Annotated in this window: 12 protein-coding genes; 6 read left to right on the top strand and 6 right to left on the bottom strand. The window is 72.9% G+C overall.

Going from position 1 to position 14,459, the window contains the following annotated elements; all coding sequences use genetic code 11:
• Positions 1 to 99: 99 nt before the first annotated feature.
• Entirely contained in the window at positions 100 to 1,902 is a 1,803-nt protein-coding gene (locus OG885_RS34990) for a glycoside hydrolase family 15 protein (RefSeq protein ID WP_399958551.1), read from the top strand.
• Between the two features lie 6 nt (positions 1,903 to 1,908).
• Here OG885_RS34990 and OG885_RS34985 read toward each other — a convergent pair whose 3' ends face one another.
• Positions 1,909 to 2,787: a LysR family transcriptional regulator gene (locus OG885_RS34985; RefSeq protein ID WP_405738401.1), complete on the bottom strand. Its 879-nt coding sequence runs from the start codon at positions 2,785 to 2,787 to the stop codon at positions 1,909 to 1,911.
• Between the two features lie 95 nt (positions 2,788 to 2,882).
• Here OG885_RS34985 and OG885_RS34980 point away from each other — a divergent pair, with 95 nt between their 5' ends.
• The 5 genes from OG885_RS34980 (at position 2,883) to OG885_RS34960 (ending at position 8,938) form a co-directional block, all read left to right on the top strand.
• Complete coding sequence (locus tag OG885_RS34980; protein ID WP_405738398.1) at positions 2,883 to 3,944, top strand: pyridoxal-phosphate dependent enzyme; 1,062 nt, start codon at positions 2,883 to 2,885, stop codon at positions 3,942 to 3,944.
• Entirely contained in the window at positions 3,938 to 4,549 is a 612-nt protein-coding gene (locus OG885_RS34975; RefSeq protein ID WP_405738396.1) for a LysE family translocator, read from the top strand. Before OG885_RS34980 ends, OG885_RS34975 begins: the two co-directional genes overlap by 7 nt.
• 81 nt (positions 4,550 to 4,630) lie before the next feature.
• Positions 4,631 to 5,776 (top strand): ArgE/DapE family deacylase, encoded by a 1,146-nt coding sequence (locus tag OG885_RS34970; protein ID WP_405738393.1) that lies wholly within the window; start codon positions 4,631 to 4,633, stop codon positions 5,774 to 5,776.
• A gap of 101 nt (positions 5,777 to 5,877) precedes the next feature.
• Positions 5,878 to 7,260, top strand: a complete 1,383-nt coding sequence (locus tag OG885_RS34965) for an FAD-binding protein (RefSeq protein WP_405738390.1) — start codon at positions 5,878 to 5,880, stop codon at positions 7,258 to 7,260.
• Positions 7,261 to 7,306: 46 nt separating this feature from the next.
• The gene (locus OG885_RS34960) at positions 7,307 to 8,938 is read left to right on the top strand and encodes a PucR family transcriptional regulator (protein WP_405738387.1); all 1,632 of its coding nucleotides are present in this window, start codon (positions 7,307 to 7,309) and stop codon (positions 8,936 to 8,938) included.
• A gap of 220 nt (positions 8,939 to 9,158) precedes the next feature.
• Here OG885_RS34960 and OG885_RS34955 read toward each other — a convergent pair whose 3' ends face one another.
• The 5 genes from OG885_RS34955 to OG885_RS34935 all read right to left on the bottom strand — a co-directional run bounded on the left by OG885_RS34955 (position 9,159) and on the right by OG885_RS34935 (position 14,426).
• Positions 9,159 to 10,295 (bottom strand): glycosyltransferase family 4 protein, encoded by a 1,137-nt coding sequence (locus tag OG885_RS34955; protein ID WP_405738384.1) that lies wholly within the window; start codon positions 10,293 to 10,295, stop codon positions 9,159 to 9,161.
• Between the two features lie 261 nt (positions 10,296 to 10,556).
• Positions 10,557 to 12,278 carry a DNA repair protein RecN gene (gene recN, locus OG885_RS34950; protein WP_405743011.1) on the bottom strand — a complete coding sequence of 574 codons (1,722 nt, stop codon included), beginning with the start codon at positions 12,276 to 12,278 and terminating at the stop codon, positions 10,557 to 10,559.
• Between the two features lie 153 nt (positions 12,279 to 12,431).
• Complete coding sequence (locus OG885_RS34945) at positions 12,432 to 13,337, bottom strand: NAD kinase (RefSeq protein WP_079312609.1); 906 nt, start codon at positions 13,335 to 13,337, stop codon at positions 12,432 to 12,434.
• Entirely contained in the window at positions 13,334 to 14,149 is an 816-nt protein-coding gene (locus OG885_RS34940; protein WP_405738381.1) for a TlyA family RNA methyltransferase, read from the bottom strand. The genes OG885_RS34945 and OG885_RS34940 overlap by 4 nt, the downstream gene beginning before the upstream one ends.
• Positions 14,150 to 14,156: 7 nt before the next feature.
• Positions 14,157 to 14,426, bottom strand: coding sequence for a hypothetical protein (locus OG885_RS34935; RefSeq protein ID WP_405738378.1), 270 nt, complete (start codon positions 14,424 to 14,426; stop codon positions 14,157 to 14,159).
• Positions 14,427 to 14,459 lie beyond the last annotated feature (33 nt).

The following is a 14,459-nucleotide window of genomic DNA, read 5'->3' as shown; positions in this document are numbered from 1 at the left end:
CTTCATCGCTCAACGACGCATAACAACGACCCCTTGACCGCACTAGCGACAGCCCCCTTTTTCCCAGGGGGTGACGTGGCCGTTCGACTGGAGTTGCACGTGGCCGGGCGCATCGAAGACTACGCACTCATCGGAGACATGCAGACCGCAGCCCTGGTCTGCCGGGACGGCACGGTGGACTGGCTGTGCCTGCCCCGCTTCGACTCGCATGCCATCTTCGCCGGCCTGCTGGGCACCGAGGAGCACGGCTTCTGGCGCCTGGGGCCCGCGCATGCCGCCGACGCGGAGCCACCCACCGCGGCCCGGCGCACCTACCGCGGCGACTCGCTGATCCTGGAGTCCGAGTGGGACACCCCACGCGGCACGGTCCGGATCACCGACTTCATGCCACCGCGTGACGGCGCGCCGCAGCTGATCCGGATCGTGGAGGGCGTCTCGGGCCGCGTCCCGATGCGCTCGGCCCTCAGGATGCGTTTCTCGTACGGGCGGGTCGTGCCGTGGGTGCACAAGCACGAGGGGCGCACGGTCGCCGTCGCGGGCCCCGACTCGGTGTGGTTCGACACCGACTGCGAGACCTACGGCAAGTCGCTGACCACGTACTCGGACTTCACGGTCGCCCCGGGTGACCGGATCGCGTTCACCATCTCGTGGCAGCCCTCGCACAAGGACGCGCCGCCGCTGCCCGAGCCGGAGCAGTCCCTGGAGCTCACCGAGGAGTTCTGGCGCGAGTGGGTCGAGCACTGTACGTACCACGGCCCCTACCGCGAGGCCGTCGTCCGCTCCCTGATCACGCTGAAGGCCCTGACGTACGCCCCGACCGGCGGCATCGTCGCCGCGCCGACGACCTCGCTGCCCGAGGACATCGGCGGCGTCCGCAACTGGGACTACCGCTACACCTGGCTGCGTGACGCGGCCATCACCCTGTCCTCACTGCTGCGCACCGGCTACCGCGAGGAGGCCCGCGCCTGGCGCGAGTGGCTGCTGCGGGCGGTCGCCGGCGACCCCGAGAACCTGCAGATCATGTACGGCATCGCGGGTGAGCGGGAGCTGGGCGAGGCCGAGCTGGACTGGCTGCCGGGCTACGAGAACTCCGCCCCGGTCCGGGTCGGCAACGGCGCGGCCCACCAGCTCCAGCTGGACGTGTACGGCGAGGTCACCGAGGCCCTGCACCTCGCCCACATGACCGGGCTGGCGCGCAACGACTACGCGTCCCTGCTCCAGCTCAAGCTCATCCGCTACCTGGAGGACCACTGGGACGAGCCGGACGAGGGCATCTGGGAGGTGCGCGGCCCGCGCCGCCACTTCGTGCACTCGAAGGTCATGGCCTGGGTGGCGGTGGACCGCACCATCAAGCTCATCGAGTCCGGTGACGCGGACGGCCCGCTGGAGCGCTGGCGCGAGCTGCGCGACGACATCCACCGGGACGTGTGCGAGAAGGGCTACGACAAGGAGCGCAACACCTTCACCCAGTCCTACGGCTCGCGGGAGCTGGACGCCTCTCTGCTCCTCATCCCGCAGATGGGCTTCCTGCCGCCGGACGACAAGCGGGTCATCGGCACCATCGAGGCGATCCAGCGCGAGCTGTCCACGCCGGACGGCTTCATCCTGCGCTACCCGACCGAGGGCGACAGCGAGGGTGTCGACGGGCTGCCCGGCGACGAGGGCGCCTTCCTGGCCTGCTCGTTCTGGATGGCGGACGACCTCGCGATGATCGGCCGCGTGGACGAGGCTCGCAAGCTGTTCGAGAAGCTCCTCGCCCTGCGCAACGACCTCGGGCTGCTCGCCGAGGAGTGGGACCCGCATCTGAAGCGCCAGGTCGGCAACTTCCCGCAGGCCTTCAGCCACGTCCCGCTGATCGACACGGCCCTGCGCCTGACGGCGTCGGGGGCGTACGGGGGCTGACTCCCGTCATGGGCGTGCCGCGGCCTGTCTCAGGGCCTCGCGGCACGCCACGATCGCCGGGTGCGTGCCCCGGCCACGGCGTACGACGGTGAAGACGCGCCGCGCGCGCCCCAGCCGCCGCAGCGGAACGCTCGGCGGCTGCCCCCACCAGACGAGGTCCGGCAGGAACGCCGCCGCGTGTCCCTGCTCCACGAGCCGCAGATGAAGCAGCAGGTCGGTGGTCTCGAACCGCACGTCGGGCTCGAAGCCAGCCGCCCGGCACTCGCGCAGGGCCCACTGCCGGGCGGGCGTGCCCTCGGGTTCCAGCACCCACGGGTGATCGGCGAGCGAGCTCAGCGACGCGTCCGGGCGGGGCAGCGCGAGGCACAGGGGGTCGTCGAGCAGGTCCTCCTGTTCCAGCTCGGCGGGCCGGGGGCCGGGGTCGCCCGGGTACTCCTCGGCCACGACCAGGTCGAAGTCGCGGGCCTGGAGGGCGGGCAGCGCCACCTCCGGCTCCAGCTGCCGGACCTGGACGCGCAGCCCGGGGTGCCGGTCCCGCAGCAGGTTCAGCGCGGCCGGGAGCAGGGCCAGCGCCGCCGTCTGGAACGAGGCCAGCCGCAGCGTGCCGGTCAGCTCGCCCGCGCTCACGGAGGCCGCGATGTCCGCCTCCGCGCGCTCCAGCCGCGCGAGGACCGCCTCGGTGTGGGCGACGAGGATCTCGGCCTGCTCGGTGAGCCGCACCCGCCGCCCCACCGGTTCGAGCAGCGGCACCCCGACCTCCGCCTCCAGCTGGGAGAGCTGCTGGGAGACCGAGGAGGGGGCGTACGAGAGGGCGGCGGCGACGGCCGCGAGGGTGCCACGGTGCTTGAGCTCACGCAGCAGACGGAGGCGGTGGAGGTCGAACATCGGCGGCCCCGGCCCTGAGTCATCGGATTTTCCGACGACTATAGGTCGGAAAGATTCGCTGGACCGATCGTAGGCGGGCCGCGCACGCTGATCCGGTGTCCACGAACCCTTCTCCGCTCTGGCTCACGCGCCCCGGCGCACGCACCTGGCGATGTGCGCCCGCGCCCGCCGGGGTGCGCGCCTTCCACGCCGCACTCCCCGACTACGCACCAACACCTCTGACCGAACTCCCCTCACTCGCGGCCGAGTTGGCGGTCGGCAGGGTTCTCGTCAAGGACGAGTCACACCGCCTGGGCCTGCCCGCGTTCAAGGCGCTGGGCGCGTTCTGGGCGGTCCATCGCGCCCTCGCCGAGCGGGAGCCGGCTCCCGTCACCCTGGTGACGGCCACCGACGGCAACCATGGCCGCGCGGTGGCCCGGGCCGCCCGGCTCGTCGGCCAGGACGCCCACGTCTTCGTACCGCGGGGTGTGCCCGCGCGGGCGGTGGCGGCCATCGCCGCCGAGGGGGCGCGGGTCTCGGAGGTCACGGGCCCGTACGACGAGGCCGTACGGCGCGCTGCCGAGGCGGCCGACCGGCCCGGTTCGATCCTGGTGCAGGACACCGCCTGGCCCGGCTACGAGGAGATCCCGGGCTGGATCGTCGAGGGCTACGCCACGCTCTGCGCCGAGATCGACGAGCAACTGGCGGGGGTCGGGCCCGATCTCGTCTGCGTCCCCGTGGGCGTGGGCTCGCTCGCCCAGGCCGTCGTCACCCACTACCGCAGCCGGCCGTCCGGGCAGGCCCCGGCGCTGCTCGCGGTGGAGCCGGAGACCGCGGCCTGCGTCCTGGCGAGCCTCACCGCGGGCACGCCCGTGAGCGTCCCGACCGGCGACACCGTCATGGCCGGACTGAACTGCGGTACGCCGTCCAGCCTCGCCTGGCCCTACCTGTACGGCGGACTCGACGCCGCCGTCGCCGTCCCGGACGCGGCGAGTCTGCGCGCGGCCGATGACCTCGCCGGCCTCGGTGTCTCCTCGGGACCGTGCGGGGCGGCCTCCCTCGCCGGGCTACGCGCACTGCTCACCGGTGCGGGTGCGGAGGAACGCCGTACCGCCCTTGGGCTCGGCCCGGACTCCGTGGTCGTGCTGCTGAGCACCGAGGGCACCCCCGCGTGCTGACCCACTGGGCGGCCGCCGCGGCTGTCCTGGGCCTGCTGACCGTCGTACCCGGCCCCGACATGGCGGTGGTGACACGGCGGGCGCTGGCGGCCGGACCGGGGGACGCGCTGCGGACGGCCGGCGGGATCGCCACCGGGCTGCTGACCTGGGGCGCGCTGACCGCGGCCGGGCTCGCGACGGTCCTCGCCGCCTCGCCGGGGGCGTATCTGGGCGTCAAGCTCCTGGGCGCCGGATACCTGGTGTTCCTGGGGTCGCAGACGCTGTGGCGGCACCGGCAGACCCTCACCGTCCCGGACGCCGGTACCGATTCAGGCAGGCCATGGCGGACCGGCCTGGTCGCCAACCTCCTCAATCCGAAGATCGCCGTCTTCTACACCGGGCTGCTGCCCACCCTGGCCCCGCCCCAGCTGCCCGCGGCCTGGTCCATGGCGCTCCTCGTCCTCCTGCACACCGCGCTCACCCTGACCTGGCTCGGCGGATACGTCCTGCTGCTGGCCAAGGCCGGGCCCGTGCTCCAGCGGCCCCGGGTGCGCGGAGTACTCACGTGGGCCACGGGGGTCGTGCTGATCGGCTTCGGGGTCGTGGTGGCGACGTCGGCGGGCTGATCGCCGTAACCACTCCTGAGCCGCGACCACTCCTGAGCCGCAACCACTCCTGAGCCGTAGCCACTGCTGAAAGGAATCCTCATGACCGCGTCGGCCCCCGCCCTTCTCCTGGCCCGGCTCATCGCCATCGACTCCGTCAACCCGGACCTGGTGCCCGGTGGCGCCGGGGAGGCCGCCGTCGCCGACTACTGCGGCGGGTGGCTGGCCGCTCGGGGCTTCGAGGTGCACCGGCTGGAGCGGCGTCCCGGTCGGCCCTCGCTCGTGGCCGTCGCGCGCGGCACCGGCGGCGGGCGCTCGCTGATGCTCAACGGACACCTCGACACCGTCGGCCTCGCCGGCTACGCGGGCGATCCGCTCGAACCGCGGGTGGCCGAGGGGCGGATGTACGGCCGCGGGACCTTCGACATGAAGGGCGGCATCGCGGCCATGATGACCGCCGCCGCCCGGGCCGTCGCCGCGGGGCCACTGCGCGGCGATGTGCTCGTCGCCTGTGTCGCCGACGAGGAGCACGGCAGTCTGGGCACCGAGGAGGTGCTGGAGTCCTTCACGGCCGACGCGGCGATCGTCACCGAGCCGAGCCACCTCGAAGTCACCCTCGCGCACAAGGGGTTCGTCTGGTTCGACGTGGAGATCGAGGGGCGGGCGGCGCACGGCTCGCGGCCCGATCTGGGCATCGACGCCATCGCCAAGGCCGGGCACTTCCTGGTCGCCCTGGAGGAGTGGGGCCGGCGTCTGGCCGACGGTCCGGCCCATCCGCTGCTCGGCACCGGCACCGTGCACGCCTCCGTCGTCCGGGGCGGTGAGGAGCCGTCCACCTACCCGGCGCGCTGCCGGATCACCCTGGAGCGCCGTACGGTCCCCGGGGAGAGCGCGGACGGCGTCGAGCGCGAACTGGCCGCCGTCCTCGACCACCTCGCCGCCACCGTCCCCGACTTCCGCCCCCGCCTCACGCGCGGTCTGCACCGCGAGCCGTTCGAGGCGGACCCCGAGGCCGTCGTCGTGCGCACGCTCACCCGGCATGCCGAGCGGGCCCTCGGCCGGCCTCCCGTGATCCGCGCCGAGCCCTTCTGGACCGACTGCGCGCTGCTGGACCGGGCCGGCATCCCCTGTCTGCTCTTCGGCGTCGACGGCGAGGGCGCCCACGCGGCCACCGAGTACGTCGACCTGGCCTCGCTGGACCGACTGACCGAGATCCTCACCGCCACCCTCACCGAATTCTGTTCCTGAACGTTTCTGACCATTCAGGAACGTCCCACCCTCTGACAGGACCACCGGCTCCACCGCGTCTACGCTGTACACATCTGCCCCTGCACGGAAGGGGGCGCCCCATGGCCTCCCCATCGAAGGCGGGCGCGGCACTCACCGCGCTCCGCGAGCAACTGGTCGGCGACGTGTTCGCCCCGGGGGACTCGGGCTACGACGAGGCCCGTACCGTCTTCAACGCCATGATCGACCGGCGTCCGGCGGTGATCGCCCAGTGCGTGGACGAGGCCGACGTCGTACGGGCCGTGCGCTTCGGCCGTGACCTGGACCTGCCGATCGCGGTGCGCGGCGGCGGACACAGTGTGGCGGGGATGGCGCTGAACGACGGCGGTCTGGTCGTCGACCTGCGCCATATGCGGGAGGTCACCGTCGATCCCGCCGCACAGGCGGTGCGGATCGCGGGCGGCGCCACGATGAGCGACCTGGACCGGACCTGTCAGCCGCACGGTCTCGCCACCACCGGCGGCCGGGCCTCCACCACCGGCGTCGGCGGGTTCGTCCTCGGGGGCGGCACCGGCTGGCTGGACCGCTGGTGCGGACTCGCCGTCGACAACCTCCTCGGCGTCGACCTGGTCACCGCCGACGGCCGTCAGGTGCACGCGAGCGCCGACGACAACCCGGAGCTGTTCTGGGGCCTGCACGGAGGCGGCGGCAACTTCGGCGTCGCGACCGCGCTCACCCTGAAGCTGCACGAGCTGCCCGAGTTCGCCATGGCGTTCCTGCTGTACCTCCCGGAGTTCGGCCCCGAGGTCGTCCGCACCTACCGCGACATCATCGCCACGGGCCCGGACGAGGCGAGCGGCGGTGTCATCTATCTCACCGCCCCACCAGAGGAGTTCGTGCCGCCGCACCTGGTCGGCACGCTGCTGTGCGGTGCGCTGCTGACGTACGCCGGGTCCGAGGCGGACATGCGCAAGGTCGCCGAACCCCTGCTGGCGCTGCCGCACGAGACGGAGATCGTCGGGCCGATGCCGTACGCGGACGTCCAGTGCATGCTCGACGATCCGCCGGGGATGCGGAACTACTGGTCGGCCGAGTATCTGCGGGAGGCGCCGGACGCGTTCCTGGACGCCTACTGCGCCCGGGCGGCGTCCATGCCGGTGCCGACCGGCACCATCCATGTCCTGTTCCCGCAGGGCGGGGCGATCGCCGACGGGCCGCGTGAGTACCCGGTTCCGTACCGGGACGCGCCATGGGCCGTACATCCCTTCGCGATGTGGGAGGACCCCGCGGACGACGAGCGGGTGATCCAGTGGGTGAAGGACGTCCGCGCGGACGCCCGCCCGTGGAGCACCGGCGCGGTCTACCTCAACTTCATCGGCGACGAGGGCGACGAGCGGGTCGTGGCCGGGGTCGGCGCCGAGAACACCGCCCGGCTGGCGGCGCTGAAGCGGCGGTACGACCCGGACAACGTCTTCCGCTTCAACCACAACATCAGACCGGCATGATCGGCGGAGATGTCGTCGAAGCCCGAGCGCGGGTAGCGTCCGGCTCATGGACAGCAGATTCGACCGCCAGGGCGCCGCCGGCATCACCGTTCAGCGGGCACTGGAGCTGCCCGGCCTGCGCAGCGGCCTGCCCGAGATCCTCGCGGGCGCCGACCGACTGCAACGGTCCGTGCGCTGGGTGCACGCGGGCGAGGTGCCCAACATCGCGTCCCTGCTGAAGGGCGGCGAACTCCTGCTGACCACCGGCTACGGTCTCGGCACGCGTCCGGCCGAGCAGCGCGCGTTCGTCCGCACGCTCGCCGAGCGCGGCATCGCGGCCCTCGTCATCGAACTCGGCCCCCGCTTCACCCGGCTGCCCGCCGCCCTCGTCGACACGGCCCGCACTACCGGCCTCCCCCTCGTCCAACTCCATCGCGAGGTGCCGTTCGTGACGGTCACGGAGGAGATCCACACCGAGATCGTCAACGGCCACTACGCCCTCCTCCAGCGCGCCGAGGAAGTGCACCGCCGCTGTACCGAGGCCCTGCTGGGCGGCGGCGGGGTACCCCAGGTACTGGGCATCCTGGCCGACTTCAGCGACAACCCCGTCTTCCTGGAGACGACCGACGGCCAGCTGCTGTACGCGGCCGGGGCCGGGCCCGAGGGCGCGGACCCGCTCCAGGTCTGGGAGGGGCTGCGCGGCCAGCACAAGGACGCTCCGCCGGCCGGGTCCGTACTGGTGGACGTGCCCGGTGGCGGTCCGGGGACGGGTTCGGTACGGGCGCGCCTCGTCCTCCTCCCCGTCCGGGCCCCGCTCGTTCCCGTGCACCGGATGGCGGCCGAGCGGGCGGCGGGCATCCTCGCCGTCGTCCTGATGCAGGCCCGCCAGGAGGAGGAGCTGGCCGCGCGGGGCCGCGGCGACTTCCTGACCGACCTCGCCGAGGGCCGGATCACCGCGGAGGACGCGCCCGCGCAGGCGCGCGTGCTGGGCTTCAAGCCGGGCGCCAGCCCACTGCTGCCGGTGGTGATGCGGCTCGGCGACACCCTCTCCCCCGGGGGCGGCTGGGCGGTGCTGGCCCGGGCGGTGTCGGAGGAGCTGGCCTCGGTGGGCGTTCCGGTGCTGCTGGGCGTACGACCCGTCGAGGGCCGTGTCCTGGTCCTGCTGGGCCTGCGTTCGGAGTCGGAGCGGTCGGCGGTCGCGGACCGGGTCGCCGCGGCGCTGCGGGCGGGGGTGGAGCGGGCCGGGATGCAGCGGCCCGGAGCCCAGCCACCGGTCGTCGTGGTCGGCGTGGCGGGCGGCTGGGCGGCGGCCTCGGCGGGGCTGCGGCACGCGGCGGAGACGGCGACGGCGGCGCAGGGCCTGTCGGACCGCCCCTGGTACGACGCCCGTCGCCTCGACATCGACCTGCTGCTGTGGCGGCTGCGCGACCATCCCGACCTGGCGGCCTTCGTCGACCGCGCGATCGGCCCGGTACGGGACCACGACGCCCGCTCCAAGCCACCCCTGCTGCCGACCCTGGAGACCTACCTCGCCCACGCGGGCCGCAAGGCGGAGACGGCACGCGAGCTCCACCTCAACCGCCAGACCCTCTACAACCGCCTCGCCCGCATCGGCGAGTTGCTGGGCACCGACCTCGACGACCCGCAGACGGTGCTGGCGTTGAGCCTGGCACTGCGAGCCCGCAGGCACGTCCCCTAGGGCCTGTCCGGCGGATCAAGTCGCAGGAAAGCCGCGGCGCCTCATCAACGCAGGTGAGCGGGGTCTGGTGCGGTGGACTGCAAGGCGGAGGAGGGCGGCGACGCGATGGGGGCCCCTCCCGCTCGAGCGCAGCCGAGAGTGGGGGAGTCGTCAACCGACGACAACGCCGCAGGCCGACGTGCCAGACCCCGCGTCTGCGGCATGATCCGCCGGACAGGCCCTAGACCAGCGGGCGCGGCTGGGTCAACTCGTCGTACACACTGAGCACTTGGGCGACGGTCTCGTCCTCCGTCGGCCACGTCGCGGCCTGCCGTACGCCCTTCTCCCGCAGCTCCTCGCACCGCGCCGGGTCACCGAGCAGCCGCACGACGGCGTCCGCGAGCGCCTGGACATCCCCGTACGGCACGAGTTCGGCGGCGTCGCCCACGAGTTCGGGCATGCCGCCGACGCCCGTCGCGACGAGCGGCACGCGCGCGTGGAGGGCCTCCTGGGCGAGGAGGGAGCGCGATTCCCAACTGCTGCACACCAGGGCGAGATCCGCGGCGGCGAGCAGCTCGGCGATGTCGTCGCGTCGGCCGATCAGCCGGACGGGCAGCTCCTCGTCCTCGATCCGGCGCTGCAACTCGCCCCGCAGCGCCCCCTCCCCGGCGATCACGACGAGCGGCATCGGATCGAGCACCCGCCACGCGCGCGAGGCGTCCAGCAGGGTGTCGTAGCCGCGATGCCGGTCGAGCGAGCCGACGGCCATCAGCAACGGCCGCCCGGTGGCACCGAGTTCGGCCCGCACCTTGGGCCGCGGCCGGTCGGGGTCCTCCAGCCGCACGGCCCCGCGAGCGCCGGGCAGGGCGACGGCGGCGAGCCGCGCGTCCCGGGCACCGGTGGTGCGGGCCCGGTCGACGAGGGCCGAGGTCGCGCCCAGCACCACGGACGCGGCCTTCACGACCCGCCGCTCCAGCAGCCGCACGAGATGGGCCCGCGCGCCCTCCGCGTGCGCCCGGTCGTGCCAGGTCACGACGAGCGGAGTACTCCGCCCGCTCAGCGCGAGGACGGCCCTGAACGAAGCGTGCAGTCCGTGCGCGTGGACGAGATCGGCGTCGGAGCAGGCCGCTCGCAGCGCGGACACGGAGCCCGGGTCACTGCTTCTCGGCACGTGCACATGGTCGGCACCGGCGCCCGTGAAGTCGTAGAGGCGATCCGCCTCGACGGGGGCGCACACGGTGACCTTCACGCCCCTCGCGACGAGCCCGGACGTCAGCGAGCGCACATGCGCGCTGCTGCCGGCGTTGCCGCCGCCGAGCACCTGCACGGTGCGCAGCGGTGACTGACCGTGCGGTGAGTGGCTGCTCACGTGGCTCACGTGGCCGGGGCTCCTGGTTCGGCGTCGGGCGGTCACGAGGAAACGTACAGAAGCTGTCGAGCGGAGGGGTGTACCGCGCGCTTCCTACGCGTACTGCGTGCTGGCCCAAGGATGCCAGTACGCACGGGTGTTCCGGGAACGCCGGGAGTGTGCGGGTTCGGGGTGGAGGTGGGGAGGGTCACTCACACGGGTGAGAAAAGCCCGTACTCCGGCACCGCCGGCGGCCGCCTCGTCCCAAGGTCCGCGGAGCGGCGGTAACGCCTACCCGCCGTCCCCCTTCGCCGCCGCCAACAACTCCTCCGCATGAGCCCGAGCCGTCTCCGAGTCCTCCTGGCCCGCCAGCATCCGGGACAACTCCCGTACCCGCTCCTCCCCTTCGAGCACCTTCACCCCGGAGCGCGTGACGGACCCGTCGTTGGTCTTCTCGACCAGCAGCTGCCGGTCGGCGAAGGCCGCGACCTGCGGCAGATGGGTGACGACCACGACCTGCGCGGACTTGGCCAGCTTCGCGAGCCGCCGCCCGATCTCGACCGCCGCCTTGCCACCGACACCGGCGTCGACCTCGTCGAAGAGATAGGTCGGCACCGGATCCGTCCCCGCGAAGACGACCTCCACGGCGAGCATCACGCGCGAGAGCTCACCACCGGAGGCCCCCTTGGCGATGGGCCGCGGCGGAGCACCGGGGTGCGGGGCGAGCAGCAGCTCGACCTCGTCGACACCGGAAGGGCCGTACGCGACAGTCCGGCCGCCGACCTCCACGCCCTCCGCGTCCTCGGTCTGCCGGATGTCGAAGGAGACCCGCGCGTGCGGCATGGCCAGCGAGGCCAGCTCGGCGGTCACGGCAGCGGCGAACCGCGAGGCCGCCTCCGCCCGTGCGTCGGTCAACGCCTGCGCCAGCCCACCCAGTTCCGCCCGCAACGCGTCCCGCTCGTCGGTGAGCTCCCCGATCCGCTCGTCGTCCCCGTCCAGCTCGGTCAGCCGCGCGGCACTCTGCTCGGCCCAGGTCAGCACGGCGGCGACGTCCTCGCCGTACTTCCGTGTCAGTGCCGTGAGCGCGGCCCGCCGCTCCTCGACGGCCGCCAGCCGCAGGGGATCGGCTTCGAGATCGTCGGCGTACCCCGCCAGCTCCCCGGCCACGTCCCCCAGCAGGATCCCGATCTCCCCGATCCGGTCGGCGAGCGCGGCGAGGGCGGGGTCGTAGGACCGTACGGCGTCCAGGGCCCGCTGGGACCCCGCCACCAGCGTCGCGGCGTCGATGCCCTCGGGGTCCTCGGGGTTCCCGGCGAGGGCCGCGTGTGCGGCCGTGGCGGCGGACGACAGCGCCTCGGCGTGCCCGAGCCGCTCGGCCTCCTCGGCCAGCTCGGCGTCCTCACCCGCGCGCGGCTCGACACCGGCGATCTCGTCGAGCCCGTAGCGCAGCATGTCGGCTTCCTGGGCCCGCTCACGCGCGCGTGTGGTGATCTCGTCGAGCTCGACGGCGACGGCCCGCAGCCGCCGGTAGGCCTCGCCGTACTTGGCGAGCGGCACGGCGACGGCGTCCCCGGCGTACCGGTCCAGCGCCTGCCGCTGCCGCGACAGCTTCAGCAGGCCCTGCTGATCGGTCTGCCCGTGCACGGCGACCAGCTCGTCGGCGAGCTCCGCGAGGACACCGACCGGCACGCTCCGCCCGCCCAGGTGCGCCCGGGACCGCCCTTCGGCGGAAACGGTACGGCTGATCAACAGCGCCCCGTCGTCGAGCTCGGCACCCGCCTCCTCGGCCCGCAGCACGGCCGAGGAGCCCGTGGGCAGCGCGATCCGCCCCTCCACGACCGCCTTCTCGGCCCCGATCCGCACGAGCGCCGGGTCCGCCCGCCCACCGAGCAGCAGCCCCAGGCTGGTGACCACCATGGTCTTGCCCGCACCCGTCTCACCGGTGACAGCCGTGAACCCGGGCGACAGCTCGACGACGGCATCGTCGATGACTCCGAGCGACCGTATCCGCATCTCTTCCAGCACGGTGAAGACCTTACGAGGTAAGGGCGCGAGAGTGCGAGGCGCCCTGTCACCCGGGCGAGTGGAGATGCCCAGGGGCGCGGGGAACTGCGCGACCAGCCCCCGCGAACCCGCACCCGCCAACGATCATTCGGCCCCCGGACTCTAGTGCGGAGCCCCCCGCCACCCAGAAACAGGCAACGCGAACTTCGCCACCAGCCGGTCGGTAAACGACGCATGGTGCAGCCGAGCAAGCCGCACCGGCACAGCCCCCCGCCGCACCTCGACCCGCGCCCCCGGCGGCAACTCCACCGTCCGCCGCCCGTCACACCACAACACCCCCGGCGGAATGTGCGGCAGAACCTCCACAGCCAGCACGGAATCCGGCGAGGTCACCAACGGCTTCGCGAACAGCGCGTGCGCACTGATCGGCACCATCAACAACGCCTCGACCTCGGGCCACACCACAGGCCCACCAGCGGAAAACGCATAAGCGGTGGACCCGGTCGGCGTGGACAGCACAATGCCGTCGCACCCGAACCCGGTCACCGGCCGCCCGTCGATCTCCAGGACCACCTCAAGCAGCTTCTCGGCGCCGGCCTTCTGCACCGCCGCCTCGTTCAGCGCCCAGTCGGTGTGCACGATGTCCCCGTTGCTGTGGACCACCACATCAACGGTCATCCGCTCCTCGACCTCGTACGACTTCGTGACCACCCGGTCGACGACCTTGTCGAGGTCGTCCCGCTCGGCCTCGGCGAGGAAGCCCACCCGCCCGAGGTTGACGCCCAGCATCGGCACCCCGGACGCCCGGGCGAACTCGGCGCCGCGCAGCAGCGTCCCGTCGCCGCCCAGCACGATCAGCAGCTCACACCCGTCGAGGCATTGCGGAGTCGCCTCCTTGACCAGCTCCACTTCCTCCGGAAGCGGCAGGTCGGCGGCCTCGTACTCCAGTACCCGTACGCCGATGCCCTCGCGCAGCAGCCCCTTCACGACCAGCTCGGCGCTGCGGATCGCCGCAGGCCGGCCGGTGTGGGCGAGCAGGAAAACAGTACGAGCTCGGTTCTGTGTCAACGAGGCCCCTCCGCCACTGCACGGTCAACGTCGGCCGGATCCAGGGCGGGCGCCCCGGCACGCAGCCACAGAAAGTATTCGACATTGCCCGAGGGTCCGGGCAACGGACTGGCCGTGACCCCGTTCACCCCGAGCCCCAGTTCCCATGCCTTCTCGGCCACTCCCCGCACGGCCTCCGCCCGCAGCTGCGTGCTCCGTACGACTCCCCCACTGCCCAGCCGTTCCTTCCCCACCTCGAACTGCGGCTTGACCATCATCACCAGGTCGGCGTCCGGCTTCACACACCGCGCCAGGGCCGGCAGCACCAGCCCGAGCGGGATGAAGGACAGATCCCCCACGACAAGATCCACAGGTTCCCCATCGATCGCTTCAAGCGTCAACTCGCGTACGTTCGTACGGTCCTTGACGGTGACGCGTTCATCGCTCTGCAGAGTCCACGCGAGTTGCCCGTACCCGACGTCCACAGCGACGACATGCGCGGCCCCGTTCCGCAGCAGCACATCGGTGAACCCGCCGGTCGACGCCCCGGCGTCCAGTGCCCGCCGCCCCTCGACGACGAGCCCCCCCGGCCCGAACACCGCCAGCGCGCCCGCGAGCTTGTGCCCGCCCCTGGACACGTAGTCGGGATCGCCGTCGTCGTCCTGAACCACGATCGCGGCCGCCTTCTCCACCTGTGTGGCGGGCTTGGTCGCGACGGTCCTGCCGACGGTGACCCGTCCGGCCGCGATCAGCTGGCTGGCGTGCTCGCGCGAGCGCGCGAGCTTGCGCCGGACCAGCTCCGCGTCGAGACGAAGACGTGCGACTCCTGCCACGTTCGGTTCAGCTCCTGTGTTCGTACGACGATGAGGGCGCCGGAGGCCCCGGCCGGGCGTCGAGCGCGGTCAGCGCGTCACGCAGCCCCCGGTGTACATCCTCGTACACCTCGACGTGTCCGTCCGTGGCGAGGTGGTCGGCATCGGCCAGCCGCTCCAGCTGGGCGTCGACCTCGGGGTTGCCGGTGGGCGTGCGGGGGACGTTCAGGGGGGCCGGGGCGGCGGGGTCGTGCTCCGGCTCCTGGAGGGTGTCCGTCTCCGGGGCTGCGTCACTCATGCCCCGACGCTACCCCGAAGGGCTGCTGTACCG

This window comes from Streptomyces sp. NBC_00028 (assembly GCF_045041065.1).
Lineage (GTDB): Bacteria > Actinomycetota > Actinomycetes > Streptomycetales > Streptomycetaceae > Streptomyces.
The sequence above is the reverse complement of the archived record's forward strand: the minus strand, read 5'-3'. Positions and strand labels throughout refer to the sequence as shown.

What these genes read in the sequence shown, in the direction of transcription:
- OG885_RS34985 (WP_405738401.1), bottom strand. Translation starts at nt 2,787, where the DNA reads ATGTTCGACCTCCACCGCCTCCGTCTGCTGCGTGAGCTCAAGCACCGT.
- OG885_RS34970 (WP_405738393.1), top strand. Translation starts at nt 4,631, where the DNA reads ATGACCGCGTCGGCCCCCGCCCTTCTCCTGGCCCGGCTCATCGCCATC.
- OG885_RS34965 (WP_405738390.1), top strand. Translation starts at nt 5,878, where the DNA reads ATGGCCTCCCCATCGAAGGCGGGCGCGGCACTCACCGCGCTCCGCGAG.
- OG885_RS34960 (WP_405738387.1), top strand. Translation starts at nt 7,307, where the DNA reads ATGGACAGCAGATTCGACCGCCAGGGCGCCGCCGGCATCACCGTTCAG.
- recN (WP_405743011.1), bottom strand. Translation starts at nt 12,278, where the DNA reads ATGCGGATACGGTCGCTCGGAGTCATCGACGATGCCGTCGTCGAGCTG.
- OG885_RS34935 (WP_405738378.1), bottom strand. Translation starts at nt 14,426, where the DNA reads ATGAGTGACGCAGCCCCGGAGACGGACACCCTCCAGGAGCCGGAGCAC.